Below are 26807 nucleotides of genomic sequence, written 5' to 3'. Positions count from 1 at the left end.
GGTGGTCCGAGCATAGCCGCTCATCGCGACCCAGGCAACGCCGTCAGCGTGCTGGCACACCCGCATCGTCCTGCGGCATCGACCACTGCCGGAACAAGGTGTCGGGTCCCAGTTCATCGATGCTGTTCAGGCCCAGCATCGCCAGATTGCGCGAGACCTCATCGCGCAGCAGCCCCAAGGCGTGATCCACGCCGGCACGGCCGCCCACGGCCGCGGCGTACATGAAGGGCCGGCCCACGAACACGCAGGCGGCGCCCAGGGCCAGGGCCTTGAGCACATCGCCGCCACGCCGCACGCCGCCGTCCATCATCACCGTCATGCGGCTGCCGACGGCGTCGACAATGCGCGGCAAGGCGCGCAGCGGCGCCACCGCGCCGTCCAGCTGGCGACCGCCGTGGTTGGACACGATGATGCCGTCCGCCCCGCAATCCAGAGCTTTCAGGGCATCGCCTTCATGGAGCAGGCCCTTGATCACCAGGTTGCCGCGCCACTGTTTACGGATGGCACGGATATGTTCCCAGTTCAGGTGTTCCCGGCCGGTGGTGTCGCGCAAGGCGCTCAGCGACAGCATGGGCGCGCCGCGAGTCGCGAAAGAATTCTCGAAATGCGGCATGCCGTGGCGCAGCAACGTGCGCGCGAAAGTGCCCAGCAGCCAGTGCGGCCGGATCATGCCATCCCAAGCCAGGCGCAGGCTGGGCCGCAAGGGCATGGAAAAGCCGGTGCGGACGTTGTTTTCCCGGTTCGCCCACACGGGCAGGTCCACCGTCAGCACCAGGGTTTCGAAGCCGGCAGCTTCGACGCGGGCGATCAGGCCTTCGATGCGTGAGGTGTCGCCGGGCAGATAGGCCTGGAACCAGGTGCCGGGCGCCGCCTCGCGCACTTCTTCCATGCGGATCAGCGACGTGCCGCTCATGATCGCCGGCACGCCGGCCGCCTGCGCGGCCTGGGCCAGCACGATGTCGCCACGATAAGCGGAGATCGCGCTGATCCCCACCGGCGCGATGCCGAACGGTGATCGGTAGTCCTGGCCGAACAGGGAAATGCCGGTGCTGCGCGCGCTGACATCGACCATGACCTGGGGCCGGAAGCGGTAGTCGTCGTATTGCAGGCGGTTGTCCCGGTACGACCGGTTGGTCTCCGCCGCGCCGACGATATAGCCGAACAGCGGCCGCGGCAGGTAGCGCCGGGCTGCCGTTTCGAAATCATCCAGGCATAGCAAGGGGCGCAGACGGCGCGGCAAGGAGGTCAGCGGCGCGTAGGCAGCGCGGGCAGGCGTGGACGCAGCGGGGGACGTGGACATGACGGACCAGGATACGAAAAAGGACGGAAGATCGGGAAGCGCCCAAGCTTAGACCTCCCCCGGGAGCGAAAAAAAGTGAATAATTTAAAACCTGTAGTTTCGCTTTTATCGAAATAATATTAGCCAACCTCCCGCTATCCCTCAGCCGCTGTCCTCCCTATGACGCTCAAACAACTGGAAGCCTTCTACTGGGCCGCCACCTGCGCCAGCTTCGCGATCGCCGCTGAACGCCTGCATCTGTCCGTCTCGTCGCTGTCCAAACGGATCAGCGAACTGGAGGCCGGCCTGGACCAGCCCTTGTTCGACCGGCGTTCCCAGCGGGCCCGTCTGACACCGGCGGGCGAGAAACTGCTACCGCGCGCCCAGGCCTTGTTGCGGCAGGCGCAGGAGCTGCGTGCGTCCATGGCGCAGCCGGCGGAGATCGAAGGCGTGTGCCGGTTCGGCGTGGGGGAGCTGACGGCGCTTACGTGGTTGCCCAAACTGGTGGCGGCCGCCCGCAAACGCTACCCTCGGCTGCGGATGGAACCCTATGTGGACGTCGGTGGAGAGTTACGCCGGCGCGTCCAGAATGGATCGCTGGATTTCGCGGTAATCGCGGCTGACCCGGCCACGCCCTCCATCCGTCCGCTGGGTGCGGCCCGCTACACCTGGTGTGCGGCGCCGGCCTTGGCGGGCGACGCAGAGCGCATCACGCCCGATTTGCTGCAACGGCATCCTTTGATCACCTTGCCGCGCGAGGCGGGCACCACGCGCATCCTGGACGATTGGCTGGTCGCCAGCCGTGTCGCCACCGCGCAGCCCTTGACCTGCAACAGCTGGGGCGCGGTGGCGGGATTGCTGCTGGAGGGCATGGGCATCGGCTTCCTGCCGGTCAGCTGGGCGGCCGCTCTGTCGCAGCGGGGCGCGCTACGCATCCTGCGTGCGCGGCCGGCTTTGGCGGCGCTGCCTTATGCCTACAGCCACAGGGATGACGATACGCGTCCGCTGATCGACGCCATGTATGCCCTGGCGCGCCGAACGGTGGATTTCACGACGGCGGTGCGTTTGCTATGAAGCGGTGCGTTTGCTTCGAAGCGGTGCGTTGCTTTGAAGCGGTGCGTTTGCTTTGAACCGGCGGGTAGGCTCAGGCGCGATTGCCGGACGTAGGGATGTGTATTTCCGCCCCCAGGGTCGGGGGCGCAGGGGCGGGAGCCTGGGCGGAGCCAGAGGCCGTTTTCGACCGGTACCGCTGGTACGCCGGTGCAGGGAAGGTGATGCCATAGATCGACGTATTGTCGTTGCCCAGATTCGCTTGATCGATCATGGCGTGCGCGGTGCTATCCATGTCCAGGAAACCGCGCTCGGTGTCCAAGGGCCGTGTGTCATCCAGGAAGTTGCGGGTGGCGCTGTAATCACGTGACACTGAGTTGATATTTGTCATCGGAATATCTCCAGAAATAACAGTCCAGGACATGCGACTGGCAGCCGCTCACCGCCGTCACGACGGCGCAACGACGACAAGAAACTCCTCTGAGTTCACGGCAGCCGCGTCCGGGTTCCCTTTTTTCTGGTAACTCGCGCACCGTGTCCCTGCGTGAGGGACGCGGCGCGACGTTCAAGCAGCGTGCGGTTCCGCGCGCACGGATCCCTTCAGATTGATCCCGACGTGCGGTTCGCGCTCGAGTTGCGCGACCAGGCCTATTTCCCAATCCAGGTAGGCCTGGAACTTGGCATCGCGTTCGGCCAGGTCGCGGTAGACGTACGGGCCATACCAGGTGTCTTCCTCGCCCGTCTCGATGCCGTCGCGACCCGTCGCGGTTGGCAGGCCGGCGGCGAACCAGGACTGGTTGCCGCCGCGCAGCACGTACACCGCACGGCCCTGCGCACGCAACTCCTGCGCGACGCTGTTGGCCAGCACGCCATCGGCGGACGTCAACACCACCCGCGCATGACCATCCTGCGCGGCCAGCGATTTCTCCAGCGCATGCGCGCCGACAAAGCGCGCACCCGCAATATGCTTGCGCGCATACGCCACGCTGTTCTCGATATCGAAGACCGCGACGTCGCCCTGCTCCACCCACGCCGCCAGCTCGGTCGGCGCCACCGCCGGCGCATCCTCGACATGCGCACGCAACACCTGAACGCGCTCCGCGCCGGTTTCCAACGCGGCGCCAGGCTGTAAGGCCACGGGGTAGACATGCACCTGGAAGCCGCCCAACTGCGCCAGCCAGGCCGCCGTGCTCAAGGCACGCACGCCATCCCAGTCCGCCAGCACCAGATGCGCCCCCCGCACCGCGGCGTATTCATCCGTGGCCTGCACCAGCTGGCCGCCGGGCGCCCATCGCCAGCCCGGCAGATGGCCAGCCAGATACTCCTGTCGATCACGAATGTCGAAGCGATACACCGTCTGCGTCGCCGACTGGGACAACAACTGCTGCAGGCCGGCCTCGTCGAGGCGATTCACGCCGGCGCGCGCGGCCATGTCCTCGGCGCGCTCCCTCGCGGCGGCCAACGTGCTGCCCGTCGGCACGGGCGCCGGCCGGATCTTGCCGTGGTCCAGCGTATCGCCGTTCAACAACCACGCCATCGTGCCATCCCGCAAGGACACCACCCGATTGGGAATCTTCGCATTGATCAAGGTCTGGGCGCCGACGATGCTGCGCGTGCGGCCGGCGCAATTGACCACCACCAACGTCTCGGGATCCTTGGCCACCTCGCCGATCCGATAAACCAGTTCCGCCCCGGGCAGGCTGTAGGCCCCAGGGATGCTGAAGTCAGCAAACTCCTCGGTGGTGCGGCTGTCGACCACCACCAGATTGTCGCCTCGCTGCAGTCTTTCCTTGAGATCCGTGGCATCGATGGCAGGCGTGCCCAATTCGTGCTCCAGCACTTCCCCGAAGGCCTTGCTCAAGACATTGGTGCCGCTGAACAGCTGCTGCCCCGCCGCCTCCCAGCCAGGAATACCCCCTTGCAGCAGCGCCACGTTCGTGTACCCCAGTACGGCCAAGGTGTGCGCGGCCCGCTCGGCCACGCCATCGCCATCATCGACGAGCACGACCTGGGTCGCACGGCGCGGCACCAGACGATCGATCTCCAGCCCAAGATTCCAGTAGGGCGCGGACGCCGACAGCAGCAAGTGCCCGCGTGCATAGACGCCATGCGGACGAACGTCCAGCACGGCAAGCTCGCCGGGCTTGCTCAGAAAGCCGACCAGCTCCGTGGCGGACAGGACAGCGTAGGCGGGAGAGGTCGGCGTGGTGCGAGTCATGGGCGATTCCAAAGGACAGAAAACAGGTCCCGTCGATGATAGGCATCCCTCCCTCCCACGCCAAAGATCCGCTACGAATATGTTTAAGAGGCATATGCTCCAAACTGAGCGGCGATCTAACCTTATGCCAAATCATTCGTTTTGCGCATTGCCGCCTGCGCCTACGATTTTGCGAATGTCTTCGCTTCCCACTCCGCACTTCTCCGCGCGCCGACGCTTTCTGGCGGCCACCGCCGCCGTCACCGCCGCGCCTCTTTTCATCAAGCCCCAAGGCGCCAACGCCGCCACTGCCAGCGGCTATCCCGATCGCCCCATCCGCTACGTATCGCCCTACCCGCCCGGCGGCACCAACGACCTGGTCGCGCGCGTCATCTCCAAACCCCTTGCCGATGCTTTGGGCACAAACGTGGTGGTCGAGAACATCGGCGGCGCCGGCGGCACCATGGGCACCGGCAACGTGGTCCGGGCCGCGCCCGACGGCTACACCATCCTCAATGCATCGAGCGGCAACCTGAGCTCGGCGCCGCAGATCATCGGCGCCACCTATGACCCCTTGGCCGACCTGGTACCCGTGGGGTTTCTGGGCCATATCCGCTTCGTCTTCGCCACCCACCCCAGCCTTCCCGTGCAATCCCTGGCGGAATTCATCGCCTATGCCAAGGCCAACCCCGGCAAGATCAATTACGGTACCGCGGGTACCGGCACCGGCGGCCACATCGCCGGCGAATATCTGCGCCTGAGGACCGGCATCGATATCGTTCACGTCCCTTACCGCGGTTCCGCGCCCGCCCTTACCGACGCCATCGCCGGCCGTGTGCAACTGGTTCTCGATCCGCTGGCCGCCCAATACGTCCGTTCAGGCGCCTTGCGCGGGCTGGCCTACTCCGGCGCAACGCATGCCCCCGACCTGCCTGGCGTGCCCACCATAGACGCGGCCGGCATGCCGGACTGGAAAGCCACCAACTTCTATCTGGCAGCGGTGCCCGCCCATACGCCGCCACCCATCATCGACAAACTGACACAGACATTTCTCGGTCTGGCGCGCAATCCGGACATACAGACCAAGCTGCAATCCTTGGGCGTGGAGATCCTGCCCCTGGATGGCGCCGCGACCACGAAGCTGCTGCGCGCGGAAATCGCCGTGAATAACGAAGTCATCGAAGCCGCCAAGATTCCCACGGCCCGCACGGCCTGAGCGGCCACCAAGGAGACTGCATCATGCCCATCAGCCTGTACGGAACGCTGTATCCCCGCCTTTTCTCCGAAATCGTGCCGGAAACCGGCCCCGTCTTCGACATCAAGCACATCGAAGGACGCGCGCGCGACCATGAAGCCGCCGGCTTCGACGGCGTGCTGCTGCCGCACAACGCCGGTTGGGCGGACAACTTCCTGACCGCCGCGCGCGCGGCGGGTGTCACCGAAAACCTGAACTTCCTGCTGGCGCACCGCCCCGGCTTCGTCGCGCCGACACTGGCCGCCCGCAAACTGGCCACCTTGGACCACTACACCAATGGCCGTCTGCAGGTCCACATCATCAGCGGCGGCCGCAATGCCGAACAAAGGCGCGACGGCGACTACGTGGAGCACGACGAGCGCTACACGCGCACGAATGAATACCTGGATGTCTTGCGCAGCATCTGGACCAGCGGCACACCGGTCGACCACGACGGCGTCTTCTACCATCACGAGCAGGCGTACTCGGAACTCAAGCCGTTGCGGGGCTACATCCCCATCTCCTTCGGCGGCGCATCCGATGCCGCCATCGCCGTGGCCGCCCGCCACGCCGACATCTATGCGCTATGGGGTGAAAACCTGGCCGGCACCGAAGAACTGACCAGCCGCGTGCGCGCCGCGGCAGCCAGCCACGGACGCGACCCCTCGTTCAGCATTTCCATCCGCGTGATCCTGGGCAAGACCGAAGACGAAGCCTGGCAACGCGCCCGCGACATCGAGGCCAAGACTGCCCAGGTAGGCCTGTGGAGCCCCGCGTCCAAGACCTTCGGTGGCCACCGGCCCGCCGCCAATGCAGAAAACGAAGGTTCACGGCGCTTGCTGCGCCAGGCCGCCGAGGGCGATGTGCTGGACAAACGCCTGTTCATGGGCGTGGCGCGCGCCACCAATGCACCCGGCAATACCACGGCCATCGTCGGCACCGCTGAACAAGTCGCCGATGCGCTGCTGGACTACTACCGCCTGGGCGTGACCGGCTATCTGTTCCGTGGCTTCGATCCGCGTGTCGATGCGCAAGAGTTCGGCCGCGAGCTGATTCCACTGTTGCGGGCCGGCGCACAGGAGATCGACCGCAGCCATCCCGCACGCGCGGCGGGCCCCTCATTGAAGGCTGCGTAACGCACGCCTCGTCACCGTATTCGCCCCATCCATGCATAACCGCGACAACCAAGTTGATCCACAACGTGACGCCGAAGCCCTGCGCGTGCTGGCCCTGCTGCCACCCGCGCCGGAATGGGTGCCGGCCCGCGATGGCATCACGCACGACGTGGCCATCATCGGCGGCGGCCAGAACGGCGTGGCCCTGGCCTTCGCCCTGCGCCGCCTGGGCGTGGCGCGCGTCACCGTCATCGATGCGGCGCCGGCCGGCGCGCCCGGCATCTGGCGCGAACCCGCCCGCATGAACGTCCTGCGCACGCCCAAGCATCTGAACGGCCCGGAACTGGACCTGGCCGAACTCAGCTTCCGGCATTGGTTCGAAGCCCGCCACGGCGTCGCGGCCTATGACGAGATCCAGTTCATCAAGCGCCTGGACTGGGCCGACTATCTGGACTGGTTCCGCGCCATCACCAAGACGCCCGTGCGGCATGACACCACGCTGCAAGCATTGACCCCGCATCCAGACGGCGTCGAGCTGCAACTCAGCCACGGTGGCAAGACGCTGCGCGAGACCGCCCGCAAAGTGGTGCTGACCAGCGGCGTGGCGGGCTTCGGCGGCCCGTCGCTGCCGGCGTTCACCACCAATTTGCCGGCGGGCAGCTACGCCCACACGGCGGATCGCATCGACTTCAGCGCCCTGCAGGGCCGCGACGTGGCCGTACTGGGCGCGGCAGCATCAGCGTTCGATGCCGCCGCCACGGCGCTGGAACAGGGCGCCCGCTCGGTCCATCTGTACGCGCGCCGGCAGCGCCTGACCAATCGGGCGCCGCTACGCCTGCGGGGGCATGCCGGCGCGGCGCCGCACTTCCATCTGTTGCCGGACGAAACGCGCTGGCTGTTGAACGTGACAGCGCGCCAGCACGGCGCCACGCCGCCCCGGGAAGCCCTGCGCCGCATCGCCGAGCATGAGAACTTCTTCATTCATGCCGGGGCCGACTGGCAGAACGTGCGCGCCGATGGCGAGCGCATCCGCTTCGATAGCGGCGGCCAGACCCATCAGGCGGATTTCCTTATCCTGGGGACCGGCTACCACGCTGATGTCGCCAAGACACCCATTCTGGCTCCGCTGGAACGGGACATCGCCACCTGGGCCGACCGCTACGTGGCGCCGGCGGATCTGGCCGACCCTACGCTATCGCTGTCGCCTTATCTGGGCCCTGACTTCGAGCTGACGGAAAAACAGCCCGGCCAGGCGCCGCACGTGAAGCGTATCCACGTCTACAGCGCGGCCGCCACCGCCAGCTTCGGCCGCCCCATCGGCGACGTTCCCTGCATGGGGCTGCATGTGCCGCAACTGGCCCGCGCCGTGGTGCGGGATCTGTATTTTGCGGACCTTGCCGCCCATCTTCATGCGGCGACGCAATTGCCGCCGGAAGATTTCCCCCTGGACCTGTACACGACGGCGGGCCAGCGGGCCCAGGCGGCTTGAGCGAGGGGCTTGACCCAGGCCCTGCAGGGGGCGTTTGAATGCGCGCGGGATTCCGGCGACACTAGGGCGGCCTTGCCGCCCTTTGTTCCACAAAACAAGACGGCGCCGCCGTCTTTTGTTTTCAGGATTCCGCGCCTTGATTACCAGCATCAGCATTCTCGTCCGCGACCGTCTGGGTCGCCCTCTTCTGCAAATGCGCGACAGCCGGGCCACCTTGGGGCCGCTGTGCTGGAGCTTCTGGGGCGGCGCTGTCGAACCCGAGGACACCGACCATACCCACACCGCCGCGCGGGAGCTGGAAGAGGAACTGGGCATCGTCGCCAGCCCGGCCGATTTCATCGAACTCGCCCGCCGCATTGACAGCAAGGGCAACGAGGCCGCCCTGATGCTGCTGCCCCGTACCGTCGAGTGGGGCGACTTCCGTGTCCTGGAAGGCGCGGGAGCCGGCTTTTTCCTGTTGAAGGAAATCGAGCGACTGCCCGTCACCCGCTCGCTGGCCTGGTACCTGGCGAACCGTCCCGAGGTCTTGCAGCCGACAGCGGGCCGCTGACCTTGCGCCCGTCCGCCCCGGCCCCCGGCGTGTCCGCACAGGACATGGATACCGACTTGCCGGAACTGGCAGAGATACTCGCGGCCTACGGACTGCGCGCGCACGCCGACGCGGCTTCTACCCGGGCCGCCGACGTGGCCCCCACCGCGGCCGCGCATAGCGTTGCAACCCGTGTGACCGAACGAGTCTGGCGCGTCCAAACCACGACCGGTAACGTCGCCGTCAAGCGCTATACCCTGGACCAATCCGCCAGGGCGGAAAAAGAAGCCGCGCTTGTCGCGCACCTGAACAAGCACCCCAGCCCCCGCTTCCAAGTCCAGGCTTTGAGACGCACACGCGCCGGCGCCGAACGCTGGGTCGGCCCGCATGCCTGCGCGATGGTCACCGACTGGGCGCCGGGCGCATCGCGCACCTACGACACTTACACCCCGCAGGAATGGGCCGCGCTAGGCAGCAGCCTGGCAGCCTTGCACCTGAGCCTGGAGCAATATCCCCGCCCCCTGCCAGACAGCTTGCACGCGCGTCTGGACGCACTCGACATTGACGAGATCCGGGGCGAACTCGCCACGGCCGCGGGGATGGCGCAAGCCCGTGCTGACGGCGCCAGCCTGCGCGCCTATGCGGACGCCTGCCTGCGCCTGATCGACCAGCACTACCCGGGCAGCCTGGCCGGCTTCCCCAAGGACGATCCGCAGTGCCCCATCCACAATGACTACAATCAGTTCAACTATCTGTTCGGCGCCGTGCTGCCTCCATTGATACTGGATTGGGAAGCCGCCATCGGCGCGCCGCGTGAGTACGAAGTGGTACGCTGCCTGAATCATCTGCCCTTGGAAGCCCCGGCCCTGGCCGCGCATTTCGTGCGCGCCTATGTGGACGTCAGGCCGCTGCGGATCGAACGGATGGCGTGGGCGGTGGACACCGCCATCCTGCAGCATGGCCTTAAAAGCTGGATCGTGCAGGGTTGGCAGAAAGAACCGGCCCGCTTCGAGGCCCACCTGCAAGGCTCGCTGCACATGGCCGCCACCCTGACCGGCGCTCGCAGCAGACTGATCGATTTCTTTTCCGGCTGCATTGAGAAAGGAAGCCCGCGTGAATAGCCCCGTCAACGCAACGCCGGCCGCCGGCCGGCAGCATGTCTTCCCGCCACCGATGGACCGCCACTATCCCGTCGAAGGCGGACGGATACGCACCCGCTCGCTGGAAGCGCATATCGTCGACCACTGCAACCTGACCTGTGCTGAATGCTGCTCGCTGTCGCCGCTGTTGCCGGCCTGGAGCGCCAGTCCGGAGGCCATTGCCGCCGATCTGCGCATGGCGGTCAAGGTGCTGCAACCGCGCGTTTTCAAACTGGTCGGCGGCGAGCCTCTGCTGCACCCGCAACTGGTCGACGTCATCCATGCCGTGCGCGACAGCGGCATCGCGCCAGTCATCTCCCTGACCACCAATGGCCTGAAGCTCGGTGACATGGCCGATGCCTTTTGGCAGGCGATCGACGCCCTGACCATCTCGCGCTACCCGCGCCCGCGCCTGGCGCCGGACCTGATCGCCCATATCGAAGCGCAGGCAGCTCGCCATGCGGTGCGCCTGAACTGGAAAGCGCAGAACGAATTCAGCACGATGACGCGCACGGCCCCCTCCACCGACATGGCCGAGACCCAACGCATCTACCGCGACTGCTGGATACGCGAACGCTGCCATCTGATCCGCGACGGGATGTTCTACACCTGTACACGTCCGGCGCACTTCCATACCCTTTATCAAGGCAGGCAGGACTTCCAGTCTGACGGTCTGCGCCTGCGCGACGACCCCGCCATGCTGGACGATATGCTGGCCTACCTCAATCGCGAAGCGCCGCTGAAGGCCTGCCTGGAGTGTCACGGCGGCAGCGCGCCCCAGGCGCCGCATCGCATCATGAAGCGCGTGGAAGTCGTGGCCTTGCAAAGGCATTACGAGGAACAGGCCGCGCCCGAGCGGATATTGGAAACCGAGGTGAGCAGCGCATGATCGTCGCCACGCGAGATGAATTCGGTTTTCGGCGCATCGTGTACGCCGAACAGGAAGAAGTCACGTCGGACAGCATCAAGGGCTTGCTGCAAGCGTCGCAGGCCGCCGCCGGCGTACCGGACGTCGCGGCGATCCAGGGCTATCTGACCGGCGCAAGATTGCCCGAGCACACGGTGCTACGCGATGTCCGCGCGGTTCCGCTCGGTCATTCCCTGATCCGCTCCCCGCAAGGCTGGTCCCTGCGGCCCGCGACCGGTGCAGCCGAGCGTGGCAATCTCAAGGAAGCCCTGCGGGCGTCCCTGCAGAGCGCGCTGGACAGCGGTAAGCGCGTCGCCTTGGCGCTGAGCGGCGGCCTGGACTCCGCGCTGCTGCTTGCCCTGCTGAAGGAAATGGGACTCCAGCGCAGCATCCCGTCCTATATCCTGGTCACCGACCTGCCCGACTACTGCGAACGGGACACTGCGCTCGACATCGCCGACCGGCTCGATGCCCGCGTCAAGCTGGTACGGGCCAGCGGAGCCGATTTCGTCGCCGCCCTGCCCGATGCCACGCGCAGCGTCGAAGAGCCCATGTTCAATCTGCACCCGGTCGCCAAGCTGTTGCTGGCACGGGGGATGGCCGCCGACGGCATCGCCGTCGCCATCACGGGGGACGGCGCGGACCAGGTCATGCGCCGCGACTATTCGGCCAACTACCTGCCCTTGTGCAAGGCCTTGTTTGCCGCGGCGTCCGTCACGCTGCATGCGCCGTTTCTGGATGCGGCCGTGGTCCGGCACCTGACCAGCCTGCCGCCCGATCCGGACAAGCAATGCCTGCGGGACCTTGGTGAACAGCTGAATCTGCCCGACCGCCTGGTACGCGGTCCCAAGCGGGGCCGCCTGGCGCCCGCCATGGACCTGAGCAGCCTGGTTTCCGACGACCGCCTGCGTGACTTGTCAACAGCGTTGGGCATTTCCAGTCCAGGCTTGCGTACCGATTCGGAACGTGTGCTGTGGACAACCCTGGCCTTACTGCTGGACGACCTGCGGGCCGAAATGTCCTCCCCTTCTTCTTCATCACGTCCGACCCTGCCATGAAGCGCGTTCTGTTTTGCGTCGTTCCCGAAAAGGGTCATCTCAATCCCTGCATCGGCCCCGCGCAGCATCTGCGTGCCGCGGGACATGAAGTCGCCTTCTACGCACCCGCCGACATCAGCGAGCAACTCGACGCTGCCGGGGGTTTTGAATTGCTGGGACCGCGGGAAAGGCAGGAGCGCCACGATATTTCGCGCGGCGCCAGCTTTGCCGCCAACATCCAGGATCGCGACTGGTTGCGGAACTGGATCCGGGTCCTGCTGGTTGAACAGGCCGCGGTGCTGGTGGACGGCATCCGCGCGGAGCTGGAACAGTGGCAGCCGGACGTGGTGGTCATCGATCCACTGCTCTATGCCGCCGCCATCGCCGCCGAGTTGGAGGGCTTGCCCTGGGTCGCGCTGTCCAACTCGCTCAACCCGGTGTTGCCGGATGAACTGGATTCCGAACTCCTGAGCACCGTGCGCTGGCTGGCGCGCGACCGGGAACAGCTGTTTGCCCGTTATGGCCTGAAGGCGCGCTTCAATGGCTGCGACGTGCTCTCGCCGACGCTCACGCTGGCGCTGACGACGGAAGCCCTGGTGGGCGCACCGCCCGCCGGCGTCCAGTTGGTCGGCCCGGCCTTGCCGGACGGGATGCGGGGCGACGAGCAGCCTTTTCCCTGGGACCGGCTGGATGCCGGGCTGCCCCTGGTCTACATGTCGCTGGGCAGCCAGCTTTACTACCAACCCGCGGTGTTCGCCAAGGTCGTTGAAGCCGTGCGCGGCCTGCCTGTGCAATTGGTGTTGTCGGTTGGCGAGTTGATGGACAGCGATTTGCTGCCCGGCCTGCTGGCGGGGGCGGCGGTTGCGCCCGGCGTCGTTGCGGCCGACCCCGCCGGGCAGGTCATCGCCGTGCGCTACACGCCACAGTTGGCGCTGCTGCGCCGGACCGCGGTGTTCATCAATCATGGCGGCGCGAACTCGGTGATGGAGGCCCTGGCCTGCGGTGTGCCCATGCTGCTGTCGCCCTTCTGCAATGACCAGTTCCATTCGGCCTGGTTCGTCGAGCGCGCGGAAGCCGGCATACAGCTGGACCTGCAGACCGCCACAGTCAGACAGATCGCCGATGCCCTGGTCACCTTGCTGGCGCCTGGACCGTTACGCACCGGCGCCACGCGCGTCGCGGCCAGCTACCAGCAGCGGGATGGATCGGCGGAGGCAGCGCGCTTGATCGCCGAGGTGGCATCGGCGGAACGGCGTGAAGCAGGCAATGCTTAGCGTGGAAACGCCGGTCCCGGTAGACACGCCAGTTCCCGCGGAAGTGCCTGGCGCAGCGGACGTGCAGGCGCTTGAGGCGCTCTTGCGGGCCAACTGGGGCATCACGCCTGCTTGCATGCAGCCGCTGGCGTCCGGCCATACGAACAGGAGTTTTCTGGTCCAGGTCGACGGCCGTGGCGTTGGCCCAGTTGCGGACAGCGGCGTTCCCGACGGCCTGATCCTGCGAGTATCCTGGACCGGGAAATCCTTGGATCAAGTAGAACGGGAAGCGGCTGTACTGTCTGCACTGGCCGCCCAGGCGCCAGCCGCCGGTCTGCCCGCGCTTCCCCTCATGCGAATGACGCTGGATGGACGCAGCTACGTTCACCAAGATGGCTGCTGGCTTCATCTGTTCGATCAGATCCCCGGGCACAGCGGCTTTCCGCAGCATGGTCATGCCAGTCAAGACGCGCTGACCGCCAGGATCATGATCCAATCCATGCACACCCTGGCCCATCTGCATGCCGCCATGGCAGCGATCCCGCTACGGATCGGGGCTCCGGCCGCCCACGGCCCAGCCTCCTGGCTCACACAACGCCACGCACGCATTAGCGCGCGCCCCATGCCGACGCTGCCGGCCGGCCTGGAGCAGGACTACGGAACAGTGCTGGCGCACGCCCACGACGCCCTGGCCGCGGCGGCGCACGACACGGCCGGTCCCATCGGCTGGCTGCATGGCGACTTCCATGCAGGCAATCTTCTATTCCTCGATGGCGGCGCCAGAGAAGCAACGCTGACCGGCATCCTGGATTTCGACGACGTCGGCATCGGCTCCCAATGGCTGGAAGCGGCCTTCGCCCTTTTTGCGCTGGCCCGCGATGCGACGATAGACCACGCCTTCGTCCACGATGCACACACCTGGGACCTGGGCCTGAATGCGTATGCCGAGCACCTGACGGCTACCAACGCCGCAACGATGAAGCACTATCTGCGCAACAACCGCGCGGCACTCATGACCCTCTTCTGCGTGGATCAGACGCTGATCCACCTGGAGGCCGCCCAGCGCCACCTATGGCAACTGGGCCCGGGCATCGGTTTCCTGGGATGCTGGAATCAGATCGTGAGCGACGCGCACTACCAACAACAGGCACTCGCCGCCCACCCTTAGCCGTCCAGCCACAGCCGCACCGCCTCGACCGTATCCGGCCGCGCCTCGCCATGGCGGGAGCTGTCATGCAGGCATATCAAGGCCCGCTCGCCGCGCGATTGCTGCTCGGCGACATGCTCCCGCAGCGCTTCCAGCAAGACCGTGGCGGCAGGCGCCGGCCGTTGCCAATCATCCAGTATCAAGGTCCATCCCGTATGCAGGCGCCCCATGCGTTCGAGCACATGGACGCGGGGATCATCAGCCACCAACCCATAAGGCAGACGCAGCGGAATCACCGCGGGCGCCTGCACCCCGGCCTCGTGATAAGCATGGCGGATCAAAGCGTCGGTCCTCTTGATCTCATCGATCAAAGCCGCTTCCGGCAAGGCGCCCGGTCGCGCATGCGTGAACGTGTGATTGCCCAACACATGCCCTTCACTGGCCATCCGGACCGCGGTCTGCGGATCGCGCTGCAGATTCGCGCCCAGCAGGAAGAACATTGCCGTACAGGAGCCGGCCCGCAAGACATCCAGCAGCGCCGGTGTCGAAGGCCCCGGCCCATCGTCAAAACTCAAGGTGATCGCCGCGGCCATGCCTGTCTGCCTCGATGTTGCGCCGGCAGGCCGCGGGTCTTCAGGATTTCGCGGGCGCCGTCTCGTGGTCTATCGCGCGGTACTTGTCCACCGCGTGCTTGAGGATAGCACCGAACGCTTCCGGGCTTGCACTGGGTTTGACCTCGATGCCCTGCTTGGCCAGCACGTCCGCCGTATCGGGACGCTGCAGTACCTTGGCGATGACATCGTGCAGCTTTGCCACCACCGGCGCGGGCGTTCCGGCCGGCGCCAGGATGGCGTTGAAGGTATCGTCCTCGAAGCCCGGCAGCCCCGCTTCGGCGATGGTGGGCACATCCGGCAGCAGCTTGGACCGCGTCGTGGTGGTGACACCCAGGGCCTTGAGCTTGCCCGCCTTCACATAGGTGCCCGACGTGCTGACCTGATCGAACATGATCATCACCTGCCCGCCCACCAGGTCGGTCAGCGCCTGCGAGTTGCCCTTGTAAGACACACTCAGCATCTTGACGCCGGCCTGCTTGCTGAAAAGCTCCGCCGCGATATAGCCCGTCGACCCCACGCCCGACGACGCATAGGACACTTCGCCGGGATGCGCGCGAGCGCGTTCTATCAAGGCCTTGACCGTCTGTTGCGGCACCGACGGATGCGCCACCAGCACCATGGGTATCTGGCAGGTCTGCGTGATCGGCGCGAAATCGGCGATGGGGTCGTAGCCGGCGTCCGGCACGAATTGCGGCGCCGAGACGAACGTGTTGGCGACTGCCAGCAGCGTGTAGCCATCGGCCGGCGCGCGCGCCACCTCGCGGGTGCCCAGCAAACCGCTGGCGCCGGGCTTGTTCTCCACGATCACCGATTGGTGCAGTTCCTCGGACAGCCCTTTCGCCACCAGGCGCGCGACCATGTCCACGGTGCCGCCCGCGGCGACCGGCACGATGATGCGTATGGGTTTGCTGGGATAGGCGTCGGCCGCCTGGGCCGGCGCCACCGCACAGGTGGCGCCCAGAACGAGCGTGGCGGCGAGCATGCCGGCGGCCACGCCGCAACGTGCCGCGAAATCGCGCACAAAGGTCTTCATGATTGTCTCCTGATACTTATTATTTGCGTCGTGCCGCCAGCCACGCCTTCCAGGCCGCCGGCGGCATCGCCTTACACCACGCGCCCCGGGCCTCCTCCGCCCGAACCGCGCTTAAAACTCGTACAGCCGCGCCGGGTTCTCGACCAGCAGCTTGCGCGCCTGCTCGTCCGTCGCGGTCCACTCCAGGCAGCGCGCCAGCGCCCGTTCATCGTCTTCCGCGCGAAACGGTGTGATCTGATCCAGGGGCTTGGGTTTGCCCGCCGCGGAACCCGGGTGCGGCCAGTCCGATCCCCACAGCACGCGATCCGGATTGGCGGCGATCAGCGCACGCGCCACTGCCGCCGCGTCGGTGTAGTCCGGCAGTTGAGAAATGCGATACGGCGCGGACAGCTTGACGTAGACCCGCCCGCTGGCCAGCGCGTCGCACAGCATGTCAAACCCCGCTTGATGGATGCCCTGCGCCGCCTGCGCCCTGCCGAAATGGTCCACCACCAAGGTCACGGGCAAGTCCGGCAGCACCTTGGCCAGCGCCGCCAAGGTGGGCAGGTTCGTGAAGGTCTGCACATGCCAGCCCAGATCGGCAACGCGACGCGCGGCCCAGAACAGGCACTCGCGTGCATAGTCCGGATCATGCTGGCCGGTGGTCTCCAGATTCACGCGCACGCCACGCACGCCAGCGTCATGCATCAGGCGTAATTCGTCGTCGGTGGTCGACGCGTCGATCACCGCCACCGCGCGGCCTGCGTTGCCGAGCCGCGCCAGGGCGTCCAGGGTGCAGCGGTTGTCCGCGCCGTAGGCGCTAGGCTGCACGATCACCATGCGGTCGACGCCGATGCGCCCGTGCAGCGCCAGCAGTTGGTCCAGGGTCGCCGCCGCGGGTGTATAGGTGCGGACGGGGTTCCAGGGGAAACGGGTGCCGTCATCGAAGACGTGCACGTGACAATCACAGGCGCCCGCGTAACGTGCCGGCGTGGCAGAGTCTTCCGCGCGCGGCGTAGCCATCGTTGCATTCATCGCGGTTCCTCTCAGGCGGCGTAGGACGGATAGCCGCCGGGCTCGGCGTCCAGCAGGCGCAGCATCGCATGCCACTCAAGTTCACCGTAGGGACGGCGCGTGCCGGGCTGATACAGATGCGCGGCGCGTTCCAGCACCTCGTTGCCAGGTACCGCGACGTTTTCCAGGCCGCCCGCCATGGCGTCGACCTGCGCGCGACAGGACATCTCCAACTGGTACATCAGGTTGAAGGCCTGCGCGATGGACGCCCCGCAGGTCAGCAAACCGTGGTTGTTCAGGATCATGGCATTGTGCTCGCCCAGATCGTGCACCAGGCGCTGCTGCTCGGCCAGATCGATGGCCGGGCCTTCGAAGCCGTGATAGCCCATATGGCCGTGGAAGCGCGACGCGGTTTGCGTGATGGGCAACAGGCCGCTGCGCATGGCCGATACCGCCATGCCGGCGCGCGTATGGGTGTGGATCACACAATGCACATCCGGACGCGCGCGATGGATGCAGCCATGGATGACGTAACCGGACCGGTTGATGCCATAGTCCGTGGCTGGCTTGCGCAGCACGTTGCCGTCCAGATCGATCTCCACCAGATTGGACGCGGTGATCTCCTTGTAGAGCAGGCCATAGAGATTGATCAGCAGGCTGCCGGGCTTGCCGGGAATCTGGGCGGTGATGTGGTTGTAGATCATGTCGGTCATGCCGTAGCGATCCATCAGCCGGTAGCAGGCCGCCAGGTCGCAGCGCGCGCGCCACTCTTCGGACGAGACCTCGTCTCGCAGCGAGGGAAAGTCGGTGCCATATGGGGTGTTCATCTATGTCTCCCGCCTTGATGGCGTAGTAAAAGTAATGGACCGGGCTGAGCGCCCTGCCCCTGGCTGCCTGGCGCCACGTTGGCACTGGCAGCATCTGGTGTCGATCTTAGGCACGCGATGCGCCGGACACCATCGAGAATTTTTCAAGGCTTCATGAGAAGAACTAATAGATGAATCCCTTACTGCCCCCACTCAATCCCTTACGCGTCTTCGAGAGCGTGGCGCGTCATCTGAGCTTCACGGAGGCCGCGCAGGAACTGCACATCACTCAGGGCGCGGTCAGCCATCAGATCAAGGCGCTTGAATCCTGGCTGGGTTTTGCGTTGCTGGAGCGGGGTGGCCGCGGGCTGCGCCTGACGCGCGGGGGTGAGAACTATGCAGCGGCCCTGACGCAGGCCTTTGCCCAGATCACCGGCGCCACGCGCGAGCTGGTCACGACGGGCGCCAAGCAGGTGCTGACCGTGCGCGGGCACACGACGCTGTTCGTCCGCTGGCTGATTCCCTTGCTGCCGGCTTTCCAGGCGGCGCATCCGGACATCAACATCCGCCTGAGCGGCGCGGTGGAAGGCGTGGATTTTGCCCGCGAGAACGTGGACATGGGCATCGTCTATGGCGACGGGCCATGGGAAGGGCTGCGCAGCGATCTGCTGTTCAGCGATGAACTGACGCCGGTGCTGGCGCCCGAGCTGGCGCGACGCCTGCCCACGCCGTGTACGACCGAGGCCTTGCTGGAACTGCCCCTGCTGCATTCCAACCGTCGTCCGCAGCACTGGCCGGACTGGATCCGGCTGGCAGGCGCGCAGCGCGGCGTCGCCCCTGGCGACGTGTACTACGAAGACCTCAGCATCATCTACCAGTGCGCCACCGAAGGCCTGGGCGTGGCGCTGGGCCAGTTGCGTTACCTCGAAAGAGACCTGGCGCAGGGCCGCCTGGTAGCGCCGCATCCCCTTGTGCTGCGGCGCACCCGCGGCTATCACCTGGTCTGCCCCAGCGCCCGTGCCGACGAGCCGAAGATCGCCTGCTTCCGGGCGTGGCTGACCACGTTCAGTCGAACAGGTCCGGGTCCGTCCGCGTGACGGCGTCGTAGATGGGCTGGAAATGCAGCCATGCCATGAAAGGCGTGCCCAGGTGCTTGGATGAATGACGCGCGGCGGCGGCGTTCATCGAATGGACGGGGGAGCCGGTCGCTTCCGCCTTGAGCTGGATTTCGCAAGCGCGTTCGGCGGCGATGAACCACCAGGCGGCTTCGTCCACGCTTTCCCGGCCGGCCGAGAACAGTCCGTGATTCTGGTGAATGGCGATCTTGCTGTTGCCGAAGGCCTGCGCCACGGCTTGCCCCGCATCCCGTTCGACGACCACGGCGCCGGCTTCTTCGGTAATCAAGGCATGGTCTTCATAAAAGCAGGCGGCCGTCTGCGTAATCGGATCCAGCTTGCGGCCCAGTGACGCCCAGGCCATGCCGTGCGTCGTGTGCGCGTGGCACGAGGCCACCAGATGCGGATTGGCTTCATGAATGGCCGCGTGCAGCACGAAGCCGGCGCGATTCACCGCCCACGTCCCTTCCAACACCGTGCCTTCGTGATCGACCAACAACAGGTCCGACACCCGCACACGCCCGAAATCCATGGCGAAGGGATTGGTCCAGTAAAGATGCGGATGCTCCGGATCGCGCACGGTCACGTGCCCGGCGAAGCCGTACTCATAACCATGACGCGCGAACACCCGGCATACCGCGGCCAGGCGTTCCTTGCGGTGACGCCGCTCGTCCTCGACGGACGCGTGCTCCGGGTACTTGGGAAAGTGCAGCCCTTCCTGGCGAGGGCGATAAACGGTCTTCGGTTCGCTACTGCTCAATTCGCTTCTCCTTGTCACGCTCGCGGTCCAACGGACCGCATGAAAGTCTCCATGTCCGCGCCCGGCTGCCGGCCAAGGCAGCCCTCTATCGCCTGGGCCAACGCCAGGGCGCGGATTTCCTCGCCCAGCGGGACGACGATCTGCAAGCCCGCCGGCATGGCGCCGGGCCGCGGCAGCGGCACGCTGACCGCACACAGGTCCAGGTAGTTCACCGGCTGCGAGCACTGCGTCATGCCCATGGCCAGCGTCCAATTGCGTTGTGCGTCCTCCAGCTCCGCCATCGTCGGCGCGGGCACCGTGGTGGTCGGCGTTATCCACGCCGCGCAGTCCGCGAAACGTTGGGCCGCCGCCGCTGCATGCCGCGCGCGGTCGGCTTCCAGCGTGGCGACCTGCTGCGCTGTCACATCCAGGCCCTGGTCGCCACGACTGGCGACCAGCGGATCCATGTTCGCGCGCTGGGCGCGGAAGCGCTCGGCCCCCAGCAGCTTGATCAGATTGAAAGGCAAGGCAACCGGAAAATAGGCATCCCGGCCTGTCGCCTCGGGTACGTCGATGTCATGCAGTACTGCGCCGGCGCGCTCCAGGGCATTGAGCGCGGCTGCCGTGGCAGTGGCGATGTCCGGCGCCAGGTCACGATAAAAGTAGGCTCGCGGCAAGGCCAGCGCCAGACCAGCGAGATTCACGGCCGGCGGCGGCGCCACACCCTCTATCGCGGCATAGACCAGGGCGGCGTCCGCGGCGCTGGCCGACACCAGGCCTATCGTGTCCAGCTCATGGGAAAGCGGCAGCACGCCGTCCGTGGACCAGCGTCCCGCGCCTGTCTTCAGGCCTACCCGGCCGCACAGGGCCGCCGGCACCCGCACGCTGCCGCCGGTGTCCGTACCCACTGCCAGCGCGCAAAGCCCCGCGCCCATTGCCGCGGCCGCGCCGGAGCTGGAACCGCCCGTGACGCGCGGCTGGCTGGCGTCCCAGGGATTACGCGGCGCACCGCGCGGCGTGCTCAAGCCCGTGATGCCCAGGGCGAATTCCACGCTGCGCGTCTTGCCCAGGATCACGCAGCCCAGTTCCCTCAACCGCCGCAAGAAGCTGCCTTCCTCGCGCGGCATCAGGTCAGCGATGGGCAGGCGGGTGCCGGCATGCGCGGGCATGCCATCGACCGCGAAGTTGTCCTTGATGGCAACGGGCAGACCGGCCAGCGGTCCGGGGTCCCGCCCCGCCGCCAGCGCCTTGTCCACGGCGCGGGCCGCCTGCAAGGCGCCCTCGGCGTCGACGTACTCATAGGCGCCGATGACGTCATCCACCGCGGCGATACGGGCCAGGTAGGCCTGCACCGTCGCCTCCGCGCTCAGCGTCGACCCACGCAACGCACGTTGGTAGCCGGCGATGCCGCCGGCGGCGACGACGGGATCAGCGACCAAGGACATGGCTTGCCCCGACGTTGACACCCGTGGCCGTGGCGGCCGGTGCATCCACCGTGAGGTCGCGCCGGCCGGTCTCGGGCGACAGCCACGCCGTGATCAGACTGACCACCGCCGACAGGGCGATGAAGCCGCCGATGGGCCAGATCGAGCCCGACCAGGCGGTCAGCGCCGTGGCCACCAAAGGCGCGGTGCCGTTGAAGATGGCCCCGCCGACCTGATAGCCGATCGAGGCGCCCGAATAGCGCACCTTGGTATCGAACAACTCCGCGAAGTACGCCGACACCGACCCATACTGGCCATAGTTGGCCACGCCCAGACCAAGCGCCATCGCCAGCCAGAACAAAGCCGGCACGCCGGTGTCGATCAGGTACATGACCGGAAAGACGATCAGCATGGCGAAGGTCACGTAGGCCATGTAGACCCGGCGGCGGCCGTAGCGGTCCGAGAGCCGCGCGGCGATCGGCACCGAAATGAGCCCGACGGCGCCGCCGATGACGTTGCCCATGGTGCTGACACTGGTGGAAAAGCCCAGGTGCCCGACCGCGTAGGTGGCGGCGAAAAACGAATAGGTGCTGGATCCCACGCCGTCGATACAGCGCAGCAGGGCCACACGGACGATGTTGCCGGGACTGCGCAAGACCTCGCTGACCGGGCGCTGGGACTGGCCGCCCTCGGCCTTCAGCTTTTCAAAGGCCGGCGACTCGGTGATCTTCAGACGGATGAACAGCCCCACGCACAACAGCACGATGCTCAGCAGGAAGGGGATACGCCAGCCCCAGTCCAGGAAGGCATCCTGGGGCAGCAGCGCAAATGCCGCGAACGTGCCGGTGGAAAGAATCAGGCCCGCGGGCGCGCCCATGTGCGCGGCGCTGCCGTAGAGCGCGCGCTTGTTGGCCGGCGCGTGTTCCACCGCCATCAGGACGGCGCCGCCCCACTCTCCGCCCACGGCGATGCCTTGCAGCAGCCGCAGCACGAGCAAGGCGATAGGCGCCCAGATGCCGATCCGCTCGTAGGTCGGCAGCAAGCCTACCAAGGTAGTCGCCACGCCCATGATCAGCAACGTGGTCACCAGTACCGACTTGCGGCCGACCCGGTCGCCGATGTGCCCGAACAGCGCCCCACCAAAGGGCCGCGCCAGATAGCCGACGGCAAAGGTGGAGAAAGAGATCAACGTCCCCACCAGGGGATCGTAGTTGGGGAAGAAGAGTTTGCTGAACACCACGGCCGATGCAATGCCGTAGAGAAAGAAGTCGTACCACTCGACCGCCGTGCCGATGAAACTCGCCCAGGCCACGGTACGGGCCAGGTTGCCCGATGGGGTTTGCGCCATTTTTCCGCCTCGCAATGTTTTTCAAATATTGCGGCGTACTCTACGCGTTGCGCCCGGCGCGGGACATTCACGAATTCATGTCACGCCATAAGCCAGAATTATGTTGCACCGCGTTCCGGCGCTTTTTCCGCCAGCATGGCGCGCAGATGGATCATGAACTCGTCCATGATGCGCGAAGCCGGACGATGCTTGTTCTTCAGAAGCACGCTTTGCAGTTGCACCGCCGGCGCCAGGGGCCGGCTGACCAATCCCGGCAGCGGCATGGCCGCCAGCAGGTCCGGCTCGACCAGGGCCACCCCCGCGCCATGGTAGGCCAACATGATGCCGGTGACCGACAGGCCGGTTTCCACACTGATCTCCAGCTGGCAACCGGCCTGCGTACAGGCCCGGTCGACATAGGGCCTGAGCAGCGCCTGCGGCATATAGGTGATGACCGGGGTCCCGGCCAGGTCGGCGATGCTGATCGACGCCTGCTTGGCCAGGGGATGGGAGTCCGGCAGTACACACGCGATGCTCGCCGACGTCAGGATGGTGGCGTCGACCGCCGAATCGTCCACGGGTTGGTAGACGATGCCCAGGTCGACCTCGGATTGCATGACGCGCTCCACGACGAGGGGTGAGCTCAGTGCCTGCAACGCAATGCGCACCCCTGGCCGGGCGCGCGAAAACGTGGCGACCGCGCGCGCAAGGAAGCCATTGGCGATCGGCGATGTCGCGGCTACGCTCAAGGTCCCCTTCAGCCCGCCCGCGAGGTCCTGGCTTAGCCTTTCAACCGCGCCCAGGCGTTCGAAGATCACCGCCACGTCCGGCAAAAGAGCCTGTGCCTCCGGCGTGGGAGTCAGACGTCCATGCGAGCGCAGGAACAGCGGCATGCCCAGCCTGGCCTCCAGGTGCTTGAGCACGGCGCTGACCGCCGGCTGCGTCACGTTCAGCCGCCGCGCCGCACCGGTGATAGAACCGGTGTGCATGATCGCGTAGAAGACTTCGATATGCCTGAGATTGATCACGGGTGGGACGTCGGGCGAAAAGGAAGAGGGATGGCGTCGACATGGTAGCGTAAGCTCCCGCCATGTCGTCCATCCGCCACCCCTACCTGCCGGCGCGGCCGGCCCCGGCGTCTGGCCCGTTCGGCTAGCCCACGCACCTAGCCCAAATAAGCGCCGCCGTTCGCATGCAGGGTCTGCCCCGTCAGATACCGGGCTTGCGGACCGCACAGATAGGTGACCAGATCCGCCACTTCCTCGGACGTGCCGCGCCGGCCCAGCAGGGTGCTGTGGGACCCGTGGTGCGAAGGTTGGCCCGTCGCGGAGTGGCCACGCACGGTGTCGATCAAGCCCGGCACCACGCAATTGGCGGTCACGCCGTTATCCGCCAGGTCGTAGGCCAGCGCGCGGGTCAGGCCCACCAGGCCCATCTTGGCGGCGATCACATGCGCGCGTCCCGAGGAACCCGCATGCGCCGACAGGCCGCCGATGTTCACGATGGCGCCAGCGGGCGACTTGCGCAGCCAGGGGGTGGCCGCCTGCGCGCACAGGAAAGCGCCATCCAGGATCACGCCCGTTACCTCGCGCCACTGCTCCCACGACAGTTCATCGATGCGCGACTCGCGGCGCACGGCGGCGTTGTTCACCAGGATGTCGATGCGACCATATTTCGCGACGGCCGCGTCGATCAAGCCACGCGCGCCTTCCGGTTGCGACACGTCGGCCAGATGCACGATGGCCTGGCCGCCCGCCGCGCGCACCAGCGCGGCAGTCTCTTCCGCCATGTCGGCGGACGTGTGCACGTTGACCACCACGCTGGCGCCCTGCTGGCCCAGCGCCACCGCGATGGCGCGGCCGATGTTGCGCGCCGCGCCAGTGACGACGGCCACTTCGCCGGCCAGGGGTAGATCCTTGCTGTTGCTCATGCTGCTTGCTCCCGTAATAGACGTTGCTGATAAACCCGTTGCTGATAAGCCCGACACTGATAAACGTTGCTGATGATCGATAAGCTCAAGTGGCTTGCGGCTCACGCGCGACCGATGCGCTCGCCGGCGGCTGCCCTGTAGTTAATGTCGGCACGTCCAAAGGCCGGTCCGGCCGCATCCAGAAAGACATGACGATGCCGCCGGCCAGGATGGCGATGGACACGACGAAGGGCGACGTGTAGTTGCCCGTGACGTCGACCAGATAGCCAAAGGTGATGGGCGAGATCACTGCAGCCAGTCCGGCGGCCGTACTGACGAAACCCGTGGCCACCCCTGCATATGCCGGCGCGATGTCCATCGGCGTCGCGAACACCGGCCCGGCGCTCAGCTCCAGGAAGAACAGCGCGATGGCCAGGCACAGGGCCACGCCGATCTCGTTATGCAGGAACAGCACGCTGGCCAGGAATGGGATCGACCCGCCAAATCCCAGGATCACCACATTGCGCCGCGCGGCGTTGAGCTTGCCGGTCCGCTCATACAGCCAGTCGGTCAACATGCCGCCCGCCGTATTGCCCACCACGGCCGCGGCGAAGACCGCCCCCGAATGGAAAGCCGAGTGCTCCAGATCGATGTGGAAGTGCTCGACGAAAAAGCTGGGCAGCCAGCTCAAATACATCCATAAGGCCCAGGCATGCGCGAAGAAGACCAAGGTCACCGGCAGGATGCGGCGGAACAGCGCCATCCAGGGCACGGGCGGCCGGTCGCCGCCACGACCGCGGCCGGCCTGGCTGAAAGGCGGCAGTGCAGCGACCTCGTCTGGTGTGACGCCTGCGTGATCGCGCGGGTCGTCACGGAAGTAGGCGTACCACACCACCACCCAGACCAGGCTCACCCCGCCCATCACCATGAAAGAGCCGCGCCAGCCGATGAAGGGGATCATGAAAACCACCAGCGGCGGCGTCAGGGCCGCCGCGGCACGCGACGCCGAATGCGTGAACCCCTGGGCAAAGCCCCGCCGTTCGCGCCGCACCCAGTTGCTCATGGCCAGGGTGGCCACGGGTATCGTGCCCCCCTCGCCCGTCCCGACCAGCAGCCGGGCAAAGACCAGCCCTGCCAGCCCGCCCGCGAAACCCGTCAGCAGCGTGCCGAGCGCCCACAGCACGCCGGAGATGGCGAGCATGCGGCGCGGTCCCATGCGGTCACCCAGATAGCCGCAGATGATCTGAAAGATCGCATAGCAGTAGCCGAACGCGGACAAGGCCACGCCCAGGCGGGTGTTGCTCAAGCCGAACTCCTTCTTGATCAAGGGCCCCGCGACCGACAGGTTGACCCGGTCGACATACTCGATGAAATACATCGCGCACAGCAGCAGGAACACCCTGCCCGGCGCGCCCCGGAACATTCCGGGCTGGACGGAATTGGACATGTCTCGACTCCACGTATGGCCGCGGGCGCACGTGCGCCCCGCCTTTTATGCGTGGTCTTCCCGCTGCGGACCGATGATCTAATTTTGGCCACTTAAACGACGTTATTGTCGAAATTGGCTCTGATGGCGAGCATTCTACAGATTGTCGACGATCAGACAATATAAAATCGTGGAAATTTGTTATGCTGACCGACCACTGAAGATAGGCAAATTCCGTCGCCGCGGCGTACCATGCCGGCGCCGTATCAACCCGCTCTCGTCAACATCCATGTCGCCCACGCCTAATATCCCTATCGACCTGTTCCGCTCCATGACGCTGTCCGCCCTGGTGCAGGAAGAGATCCTGCGCGGCATCAAGTCGGGGGAGCTGACGGGGGGCTCACGCTTGAACGAAAGCGAACTGTCGCAGCGCCTTGGCGTCAGCCGCAGTCCGCTGCGGGAAGCCTTTCGCGCGCTGGAAGAAGCGGGCCTGGTGCGGCTGGAGAAGAACCGTGGGGTTTTCATCCGTGACCTGTCGGACGAGGAAGCGGCTGAACTCTACGACCTGCGTGCCGGCCTGGATGAAATGGTCGGTCGCCGCGTTGCGCCGCGCATCACCGACGAGCAGTTGCGGGAGCTGGGTGACTTGCTCACCGAACTTGAAAACACGGCGTCGCTGGATGGCGTGAATCGCTATTTCGAACTGAACGTCGATTTTCATGATCGCCTGGTACAGATGACCGGCAATAACGCTCTGGTCGGCGTCTACCGCCAGGTCATCAACCGCATGCATCTGCTGCGCCGCCGCGGCTTCTCCCTGGCCGGTAGTTCGGCAGCGTCGCACAAGGAACACCGCGCCATCCTCGATGCCCTGGCCACGCGCGATGCCGACACGGCCGCGCGCGCCATGCGGCAACACGTCCACAGCGGCCTGGAACGTGCCGTCGAGGCGCATCACCTTCAGGACGAAGGGAAAGCCTCGCCAGAAGCGGCGTAGCGCCTGGGCAGCCCGCGACCGCGCCCCTTGCCCGCGCGCGGACTGCCC

Annotated in this window: 25 protein-coding genes; 12 read left to right on the top strand and 13 right to left on the bottom strand. The window is 66.3% G+C overall.

The annotated features are described in order from the left end of the window. Positions 1-43: 43 nt before the first annotated feature. Positions 44-1300 (bottom strand): alpha-hydroxy acid oxidase, encoded by a 1257-nt coding sequence (locus tag ASB57_RS00375; protein ID WP_057649576.1) that lies wholly within the window; start codon positions 1298-1300, stop codon positions 44-46. 159 nt (positions 1301-1459) lie between these two features. Between ASB57_RS00375 and ASB57_RS00370 the strand changes: the two genes are divergently transcribed. Further along, positions 1460-2353 (top strand): LysR family transcriptional regulator, encoded by an 894-nt coding sequence (locus ASB57_RS00370; RefSeq protein WP_057649574.1) that lies wholly within the window; start codon positions 1460-1462, stop codon positions 2351-2353. 70 nt (positions 2354-2423) lie between these two features. On the opposite strand, the gene ASB57_RS00365 is transcribed toward ASB57_RS00370, so the two are convergent. Then, positions 2424-2720, bottom strand: coding sequence for a hypothetical protein (locus tag ASB57_RS00365; RefSeq protein ID WP_057649572.1), 297 nt, complete (start codon positions 2718-2720; stop codon positions 2424-2426). 174 nt (positions 2721-2894) lie between these two features. Then, positions 2895-4547, bottom strand: a complete 1653-nt coding sequence (locus ASB57_RS00360) for a rhodanese-like domain-containing protein (protein ID WP_057649570.1) — start codon at positions 4545-4547, stop codon at positions 2895-2897. A 175-nt stretch (positions 4548-4722) separates the two neighbouring features. Here ASB57_RS00360 and ASB57_RS00355 point away from each other — a divergent pair, with 175 nt between their 5' ends. The 9 genes from ASB57_RS00355 to ASB57_RS00315 all read left to right on the top strand — a co-directional run bounded on the left by ASB57_RS00355 (position 4723) and on the right by ASB57_RS00315 (position 14397). After that, positions 4723-5742, top strand: a complete 1020-nt coding sequence (locus tag ASB57_RS00355) for a tripartite tricarboxylate transporter substrate binding protein (RefSeq protein WP_057649568.1) — start codon at positions 4723-4725, stop codon at positions 5740-5742. Positions 5743-5765: 23 nt separating this feature from the next. After that, positions 5766-6896, top strand: a complete 1131-nt coding sequence (locus ASB57_RS00350) for an LLM class flavin-dependent oxidoreductase (RefSeq protein WP_057649567.1) — start codon at positions 5766-5768, stop codon at positions 6894-6896. A gap of 31 nt (positions 6897-6927) precedes the next feature. Next, on the top strand, positions 6928-8364 hold the full coding sequence (locus ASB57_RS00345; protein WP_057649564.1) for an NAD(P)-binding domain-containing protein: 1437 nt from the start codon (positions 6928-6930) through the stop codon (positions 8362-8364). 136 nt (positions 8365-8500) lie between these two features. Next, positions 8501-8914, top strand: coding sequence for an NUDIX domain-containing protein (locus ASB57_RS00340; RefSeq protein WP_057649562.1), 414 nt, complete (start codon positions 8501-8503; stop codon positions 8912-8914). Between the two features lie 44 nt (positions 8915-8958). Further along, positions 8959-10014, top strand: coding sequence for a phosphotransferase enzyme family protein (locus ASB57_RS00335; RefSeq protein ID WP_057649560.1), 1056 nt, complete (start codon positions 8959-8961; stop codon positions 10012-10014). Then, the gene (locus ASB57_RS00330; RefSeq protein WP_231755307.1) at positions 10007-10921 is read left to right on the top strand and encodes a radical SAM protein; all 915 of its coding nucleotides are present in this window, start codon (positions 10007-10009) and stop codon (positions 10919-10921) included. The genes ASB57_RS00335 and ASB57_RS00330 overlap by 8 nt, the downstream gene beginning before the upstream one ends. Further along, the gene (locus ASB57_RS00325; RefSeq protein WP_057649558.1) at positions 10918-11997 is read left to right on the top strand and encodes an asparagine synthase-related protein; all 1080 of its coding nucleotides are present in this window, start codon (positions 10918-10920) and stop codon (positions 11995-11997) included. Before ASB57_RS00330 ends, ASB57_RS00325 begins: the two co-directional genes overlap by 4 nt. Beyond that, positions 11994-13250, top strand: coding sequence for a glycosyltransferase (locus tag ASB57_RS00320; RefSeq protein WP_057649556.1), 1257 nt, complete (start codon positions 11994-11996; stop codon positions 13248-13250). The genes ASB57_RS00325 and ASB57_RS00320 overlap by 4 nt, the downstream gene beginning before the upstream one ends. Before the next feature lies 1 nt (position 13251). Continuing rightward, a complete protein-coding gene (locus tag ASB57_RS00315) occupies positions 13252-14397 on the top strand; it encodes a phosphotransferase (protein WP_231755306.1) in 1146 nt (381 codons plus the stop codon). Here ASB57_RS00315 and ASB57_RS00310 read toward each other — a convergent pair. The 4 genes from ASB57_RS00310 to ASB57_RS00295 form a co-directional block, all read right to left on the bottom strand. Continuing rightward, complete coding sequence (locus ASB57_RS00310; RefSeq protein WP_057649554.1) at positions 14394-14969, bottom strand: polysaccharide deacetylase family protein; 576 nt, start codon at positions 14967-14969, stop codon at positions 14394-14396. The two genes, ASB57_RS00315 and ASB57_RS00310, sit on opposite strands and share 4 nt — an antisense overlap. Positions 14970-15009: 40 nt before the next feature. After that, positions 15010-16023: a tripartite tricarboxylate transporter substrate binding protein gene (locus ASB57_RS00305; RefSeq protein WP_057649552.1), complete on the bottom strand. Its 1014-nt coding sequence runs from the start codon at positions 16021-16023 to the stop codon at positions 15010-15012. 111 nt (positions 16024-16134) lie between these two features. After that, the gene (locus tag ASB57_RS00300) at positions 16135-17037 is read right to left on the bottom strand and encodes an amidohydrolase family protein (protein ID WP_057649550.1); all 903 of its coding nucleotides are present in this window, start codon (positions 17035-17037) and stop codon (positions 16135-16137) included. Positions 17038-17048: 11 nt separating this feature from the next. Further along, positions 17049-17843, bottom strand: a complete 795-nt coding sequence (locus ASB57_RS00295; RefSeq protein WP_057649548.1) for a class II aldolase/adducin family protein — start codon at positions 17841-17843, stop codon at positions 17049-17051. 170 nt (positions 17844-18013) lie between these two features. Here ASB57_RS00295 and gcvA point away from each other — a divergent pair, with 170 nt between their 5' ends. Beyond that, complete coding sequence (gene gcvA, locus ASB57_RS00290; RefSeq protein ID WP_057649546.1) at positions 18014-18919, top strand: transcriptional regulator GcvA; 906 nt, start codon at positions 18014-18016, stop codon at positions 18917-18919. Here the strand turns inward: gcvA and ASB57_RS00285 are convergent. The 6 genes from ASB57_RS00285 to ASB57_RS00260 form a co-directional block, all read right to left on the bottom strand. Continuing rightward, positions 18888-19697: a class II aldolase/adducin family protein gene (locus ASB57_RS00285; protein WP_082621270.1), complete on the bottom strand. Its 810-nt coding sequence runs from the start codon at positions 19695-19697 to the stop codon at positions 18888-18890. The two genes, gcvA and ASB57_RS00285, sit on opposite strands and share 32 nt — an antisense overlap. Positions 19698-19711: 14 nt before the next feature. After that, a complete protein-coding gene (locus tag ASB57_RS00280; RefSeq protein ID WP_057649541.1) occupies positions 19712-21121 on the bottom strand; it encodes an amidase in 1410 nt (469 codons plus the stop codon). Continuing rightward, a complete protein-coding gene (locus ASB57_RS00275) occupies positions 21105-22448 on the bottom strand; it encodes an MFS transporter (protein ID WP_057649540.1) in 1344 nt (447 codons plus the stop codon). Before ASB57_RS00275 ends, ASB57_RS00280 begins: the two co-directional genes overlap by 17 nt. 98 nt (positions 22449-22546) lie before the next feature. Continuing rightward, complete coding sequence (locus ASB57_RS00270; protein ID WP_255362004.1) at positions 22547-23455, bottom strand: LysR family transcriptional regulator; 909 nt, start codon at positions 23453-23455, stop codon at positions 22547-22549. Positions 23456-23592: 137 nt separating this feature from the next. Then, entirely contained in the window at positions 23593-24357 is a 765-nt protein-coding gene (locus ASB57_RS00265; protein WP_057649538.1) for an SDR family NAD(P)-dependent oxidoreductase, read from the bottom strand. A gap of 85 nt (positions 24358-24442) precedes the next feature. Then, on the bottom strand, positions 24443-25783 hold the full coding sequence (locus ASB57_RS00260) for an MFS transporter (RefSeq protein WP_197424929.1): 1341 nt from the start codon (positions 25781-25783) through the stop codon (positions 24443-24445). A gap of 268 nt (positions 25784-26051) precedes the next feature. On the opposite strand from ASB57_RS00260, the gene ASB57_RS00255 reads away from it, so the two are divergent. Continuing rightward, complete coding sequence (locus ASB57_RS00255; RefSeq protein ID WP_057649536.1) at positions 26052-26759, top strand: GntR family transcriptional regulator; 708 nt, start codon at positions 26052-26054, stop codon at positions 26757-26759. Positions 26760-26807: the final 48 nt, after the last annotated feature.

This window comes from Bordetella sp. N, assembly GCF_001433395.1.
In the GTDB taxonomy this organism is placed as follows: Bacteria; Pseudomonadota; Gammaproteobacteria; order Burkholderiales; family Burkholderiaceae_B; genus Bordetella_C.
The sequence above is the reverse complement of the archived record's forward strand: the minus strand, read 5'-3'. Positions and strand labels throughout refer to the sequence as shown.

Bases quoted from the DNA above. Each gene is read 5' to 3' on its own strand.
- ASB57_RS00360 (WP_057649570.1), bottom strand. From the start codon at position 4,547: ATGACTCGCACCACGCCGACCTCTCCCGCCTACGCTGTCCTGTCCGCC.
- ASB57_RS00310 (WP_057649554.1), bottom strand. From the start codon at position 14,969: ATGGCCGCGGCGATCACCTTGAGTTTTGACGATGGGCCGGGGCCTTCG.
- ASB57_RS00305 (WP_057649552.1), bottom strand. From the start codon at position 16,023: ATGAAGACCTTTGTGCGCGATTTCGCGGCACGTTGCGGCGTGGCCGCC.
- ASB57_RS00375 (WP_057649576.1), bottom strand. From the start codon at position 1,300: ATGTCCACGTCCCCCGCTGCGTCCACGCCTGCCCGCGCTGCCTACGCG.
- ASB57_RS00345 (WP_057649564.1), top strand. From the start codon at position 6,928: ATGCATAACCGCGACAACCAAGTTGATCCACAACGTGACGCCGAAGCC.
- ASB57_RS00295 (WP_057649548.1), bottom strand. From the start codon at position 17,843: ATGAACACCCCATATGGCACCGACTTTCCCTCGCTGCGAGACGAGGTC.
- ASB57_RS00370 (WP_057649574.1), top strand. From the start codon at position 1,460: ATGACGCTCAAACAACTGGAAGCCTTCTACTGGGCCGCCACCTGCGCC.
- ASB57_RS00300 (WP_057649550.1), bottom strand. From the start codon at position 17,037: ATGAATGCAACGATGGCTACGCCGCGCGCGGAAGACTCTGCCACGCCG.
- ASB57_RS00350 (WP_057649567.1), top strand. From the start codon at position 5,766: ATGCCCATCAGCCTGTACGGAACGCTGTATCCCCGCCTTTTCTCCGAA.
- ASB57_RS00335 (WP_057649560.1), top strand. From the start codon at position 8,959: ATGGATACCGACTTGCCGGAACTGGCAGAGATACTCGCGGCCTACGGA.
- ASB57_RS00275 (WP_057649540.1), bottom strand. From the start codon at position 22,448: ATGGCGCAAACCCCATCGGGCAACCTGGCCCGTACCGTGGCCTGGGCG.
- ASB57_RS00320 (WP_057649556.1), top strand. From the start codon at position 11,994: ATGAAGCGCGTTCTGTTTTGCGTCGTTCCCGAAAAGGGTCATCTCAAT.
- ASB57_RS00260 (WP_197424929.1), bottom strand. From the start codon at position 25,783: ATGTCCAATTCCGTCCAGCCCGGAATGTTCCGGGGCGCGCCGGGCAGG.
- ASB57_RS00280 (WP_057649541.1), bottom strand. From the start codon at position 21,121: ATGTCCTTGGTCGCTGATCCCGTCGTCGCCGCCGGCGGCATCGCCGGC.
- gcvA (WP_057649546.1), top strand. From the start codon at position 18,014: ATGAATCCCTTACTGCCCCCACTCAATCCCTTACGCGTCTTCGAGAGC.
- ASB57_RS00355 (WP_057649568.1), top strand. From the start codon at position 4,723: ATGTCTTCGCTTCCCACTCCGCACTTCTCCGCGCGCCGACGCTTTCTG.
- ASB57_RS00265 (WP_057649538.1), bottom strand. From the start codon at position 24,357: ATGAGCAACAGCAAGGATCTACCCCTGGCCGGCGAAGTGGCCGTCGTC.
- ASB57_RS00255 (WP_057649536.1), top strand. From the start codon at position 26,052: ATGTCGCCCACGCCTAATATCCCTATCGACCTGTTCCGCTCCATGACG.
- ASB57_RS00325 (WP_057649558.1), top strand. From the start codon at position 10,918: ATGATCGTCGCCACGCGAGATGAATTCGGTTTTCGGCGCATCGTGTAC.
- ASB57_RS00365 (WP_057649572.1), bottom strand. From the start codon at position 2,720: ATGACAAATATCAACTCAGTGTCACGTGATTACAGCGCCACCCGCAAC.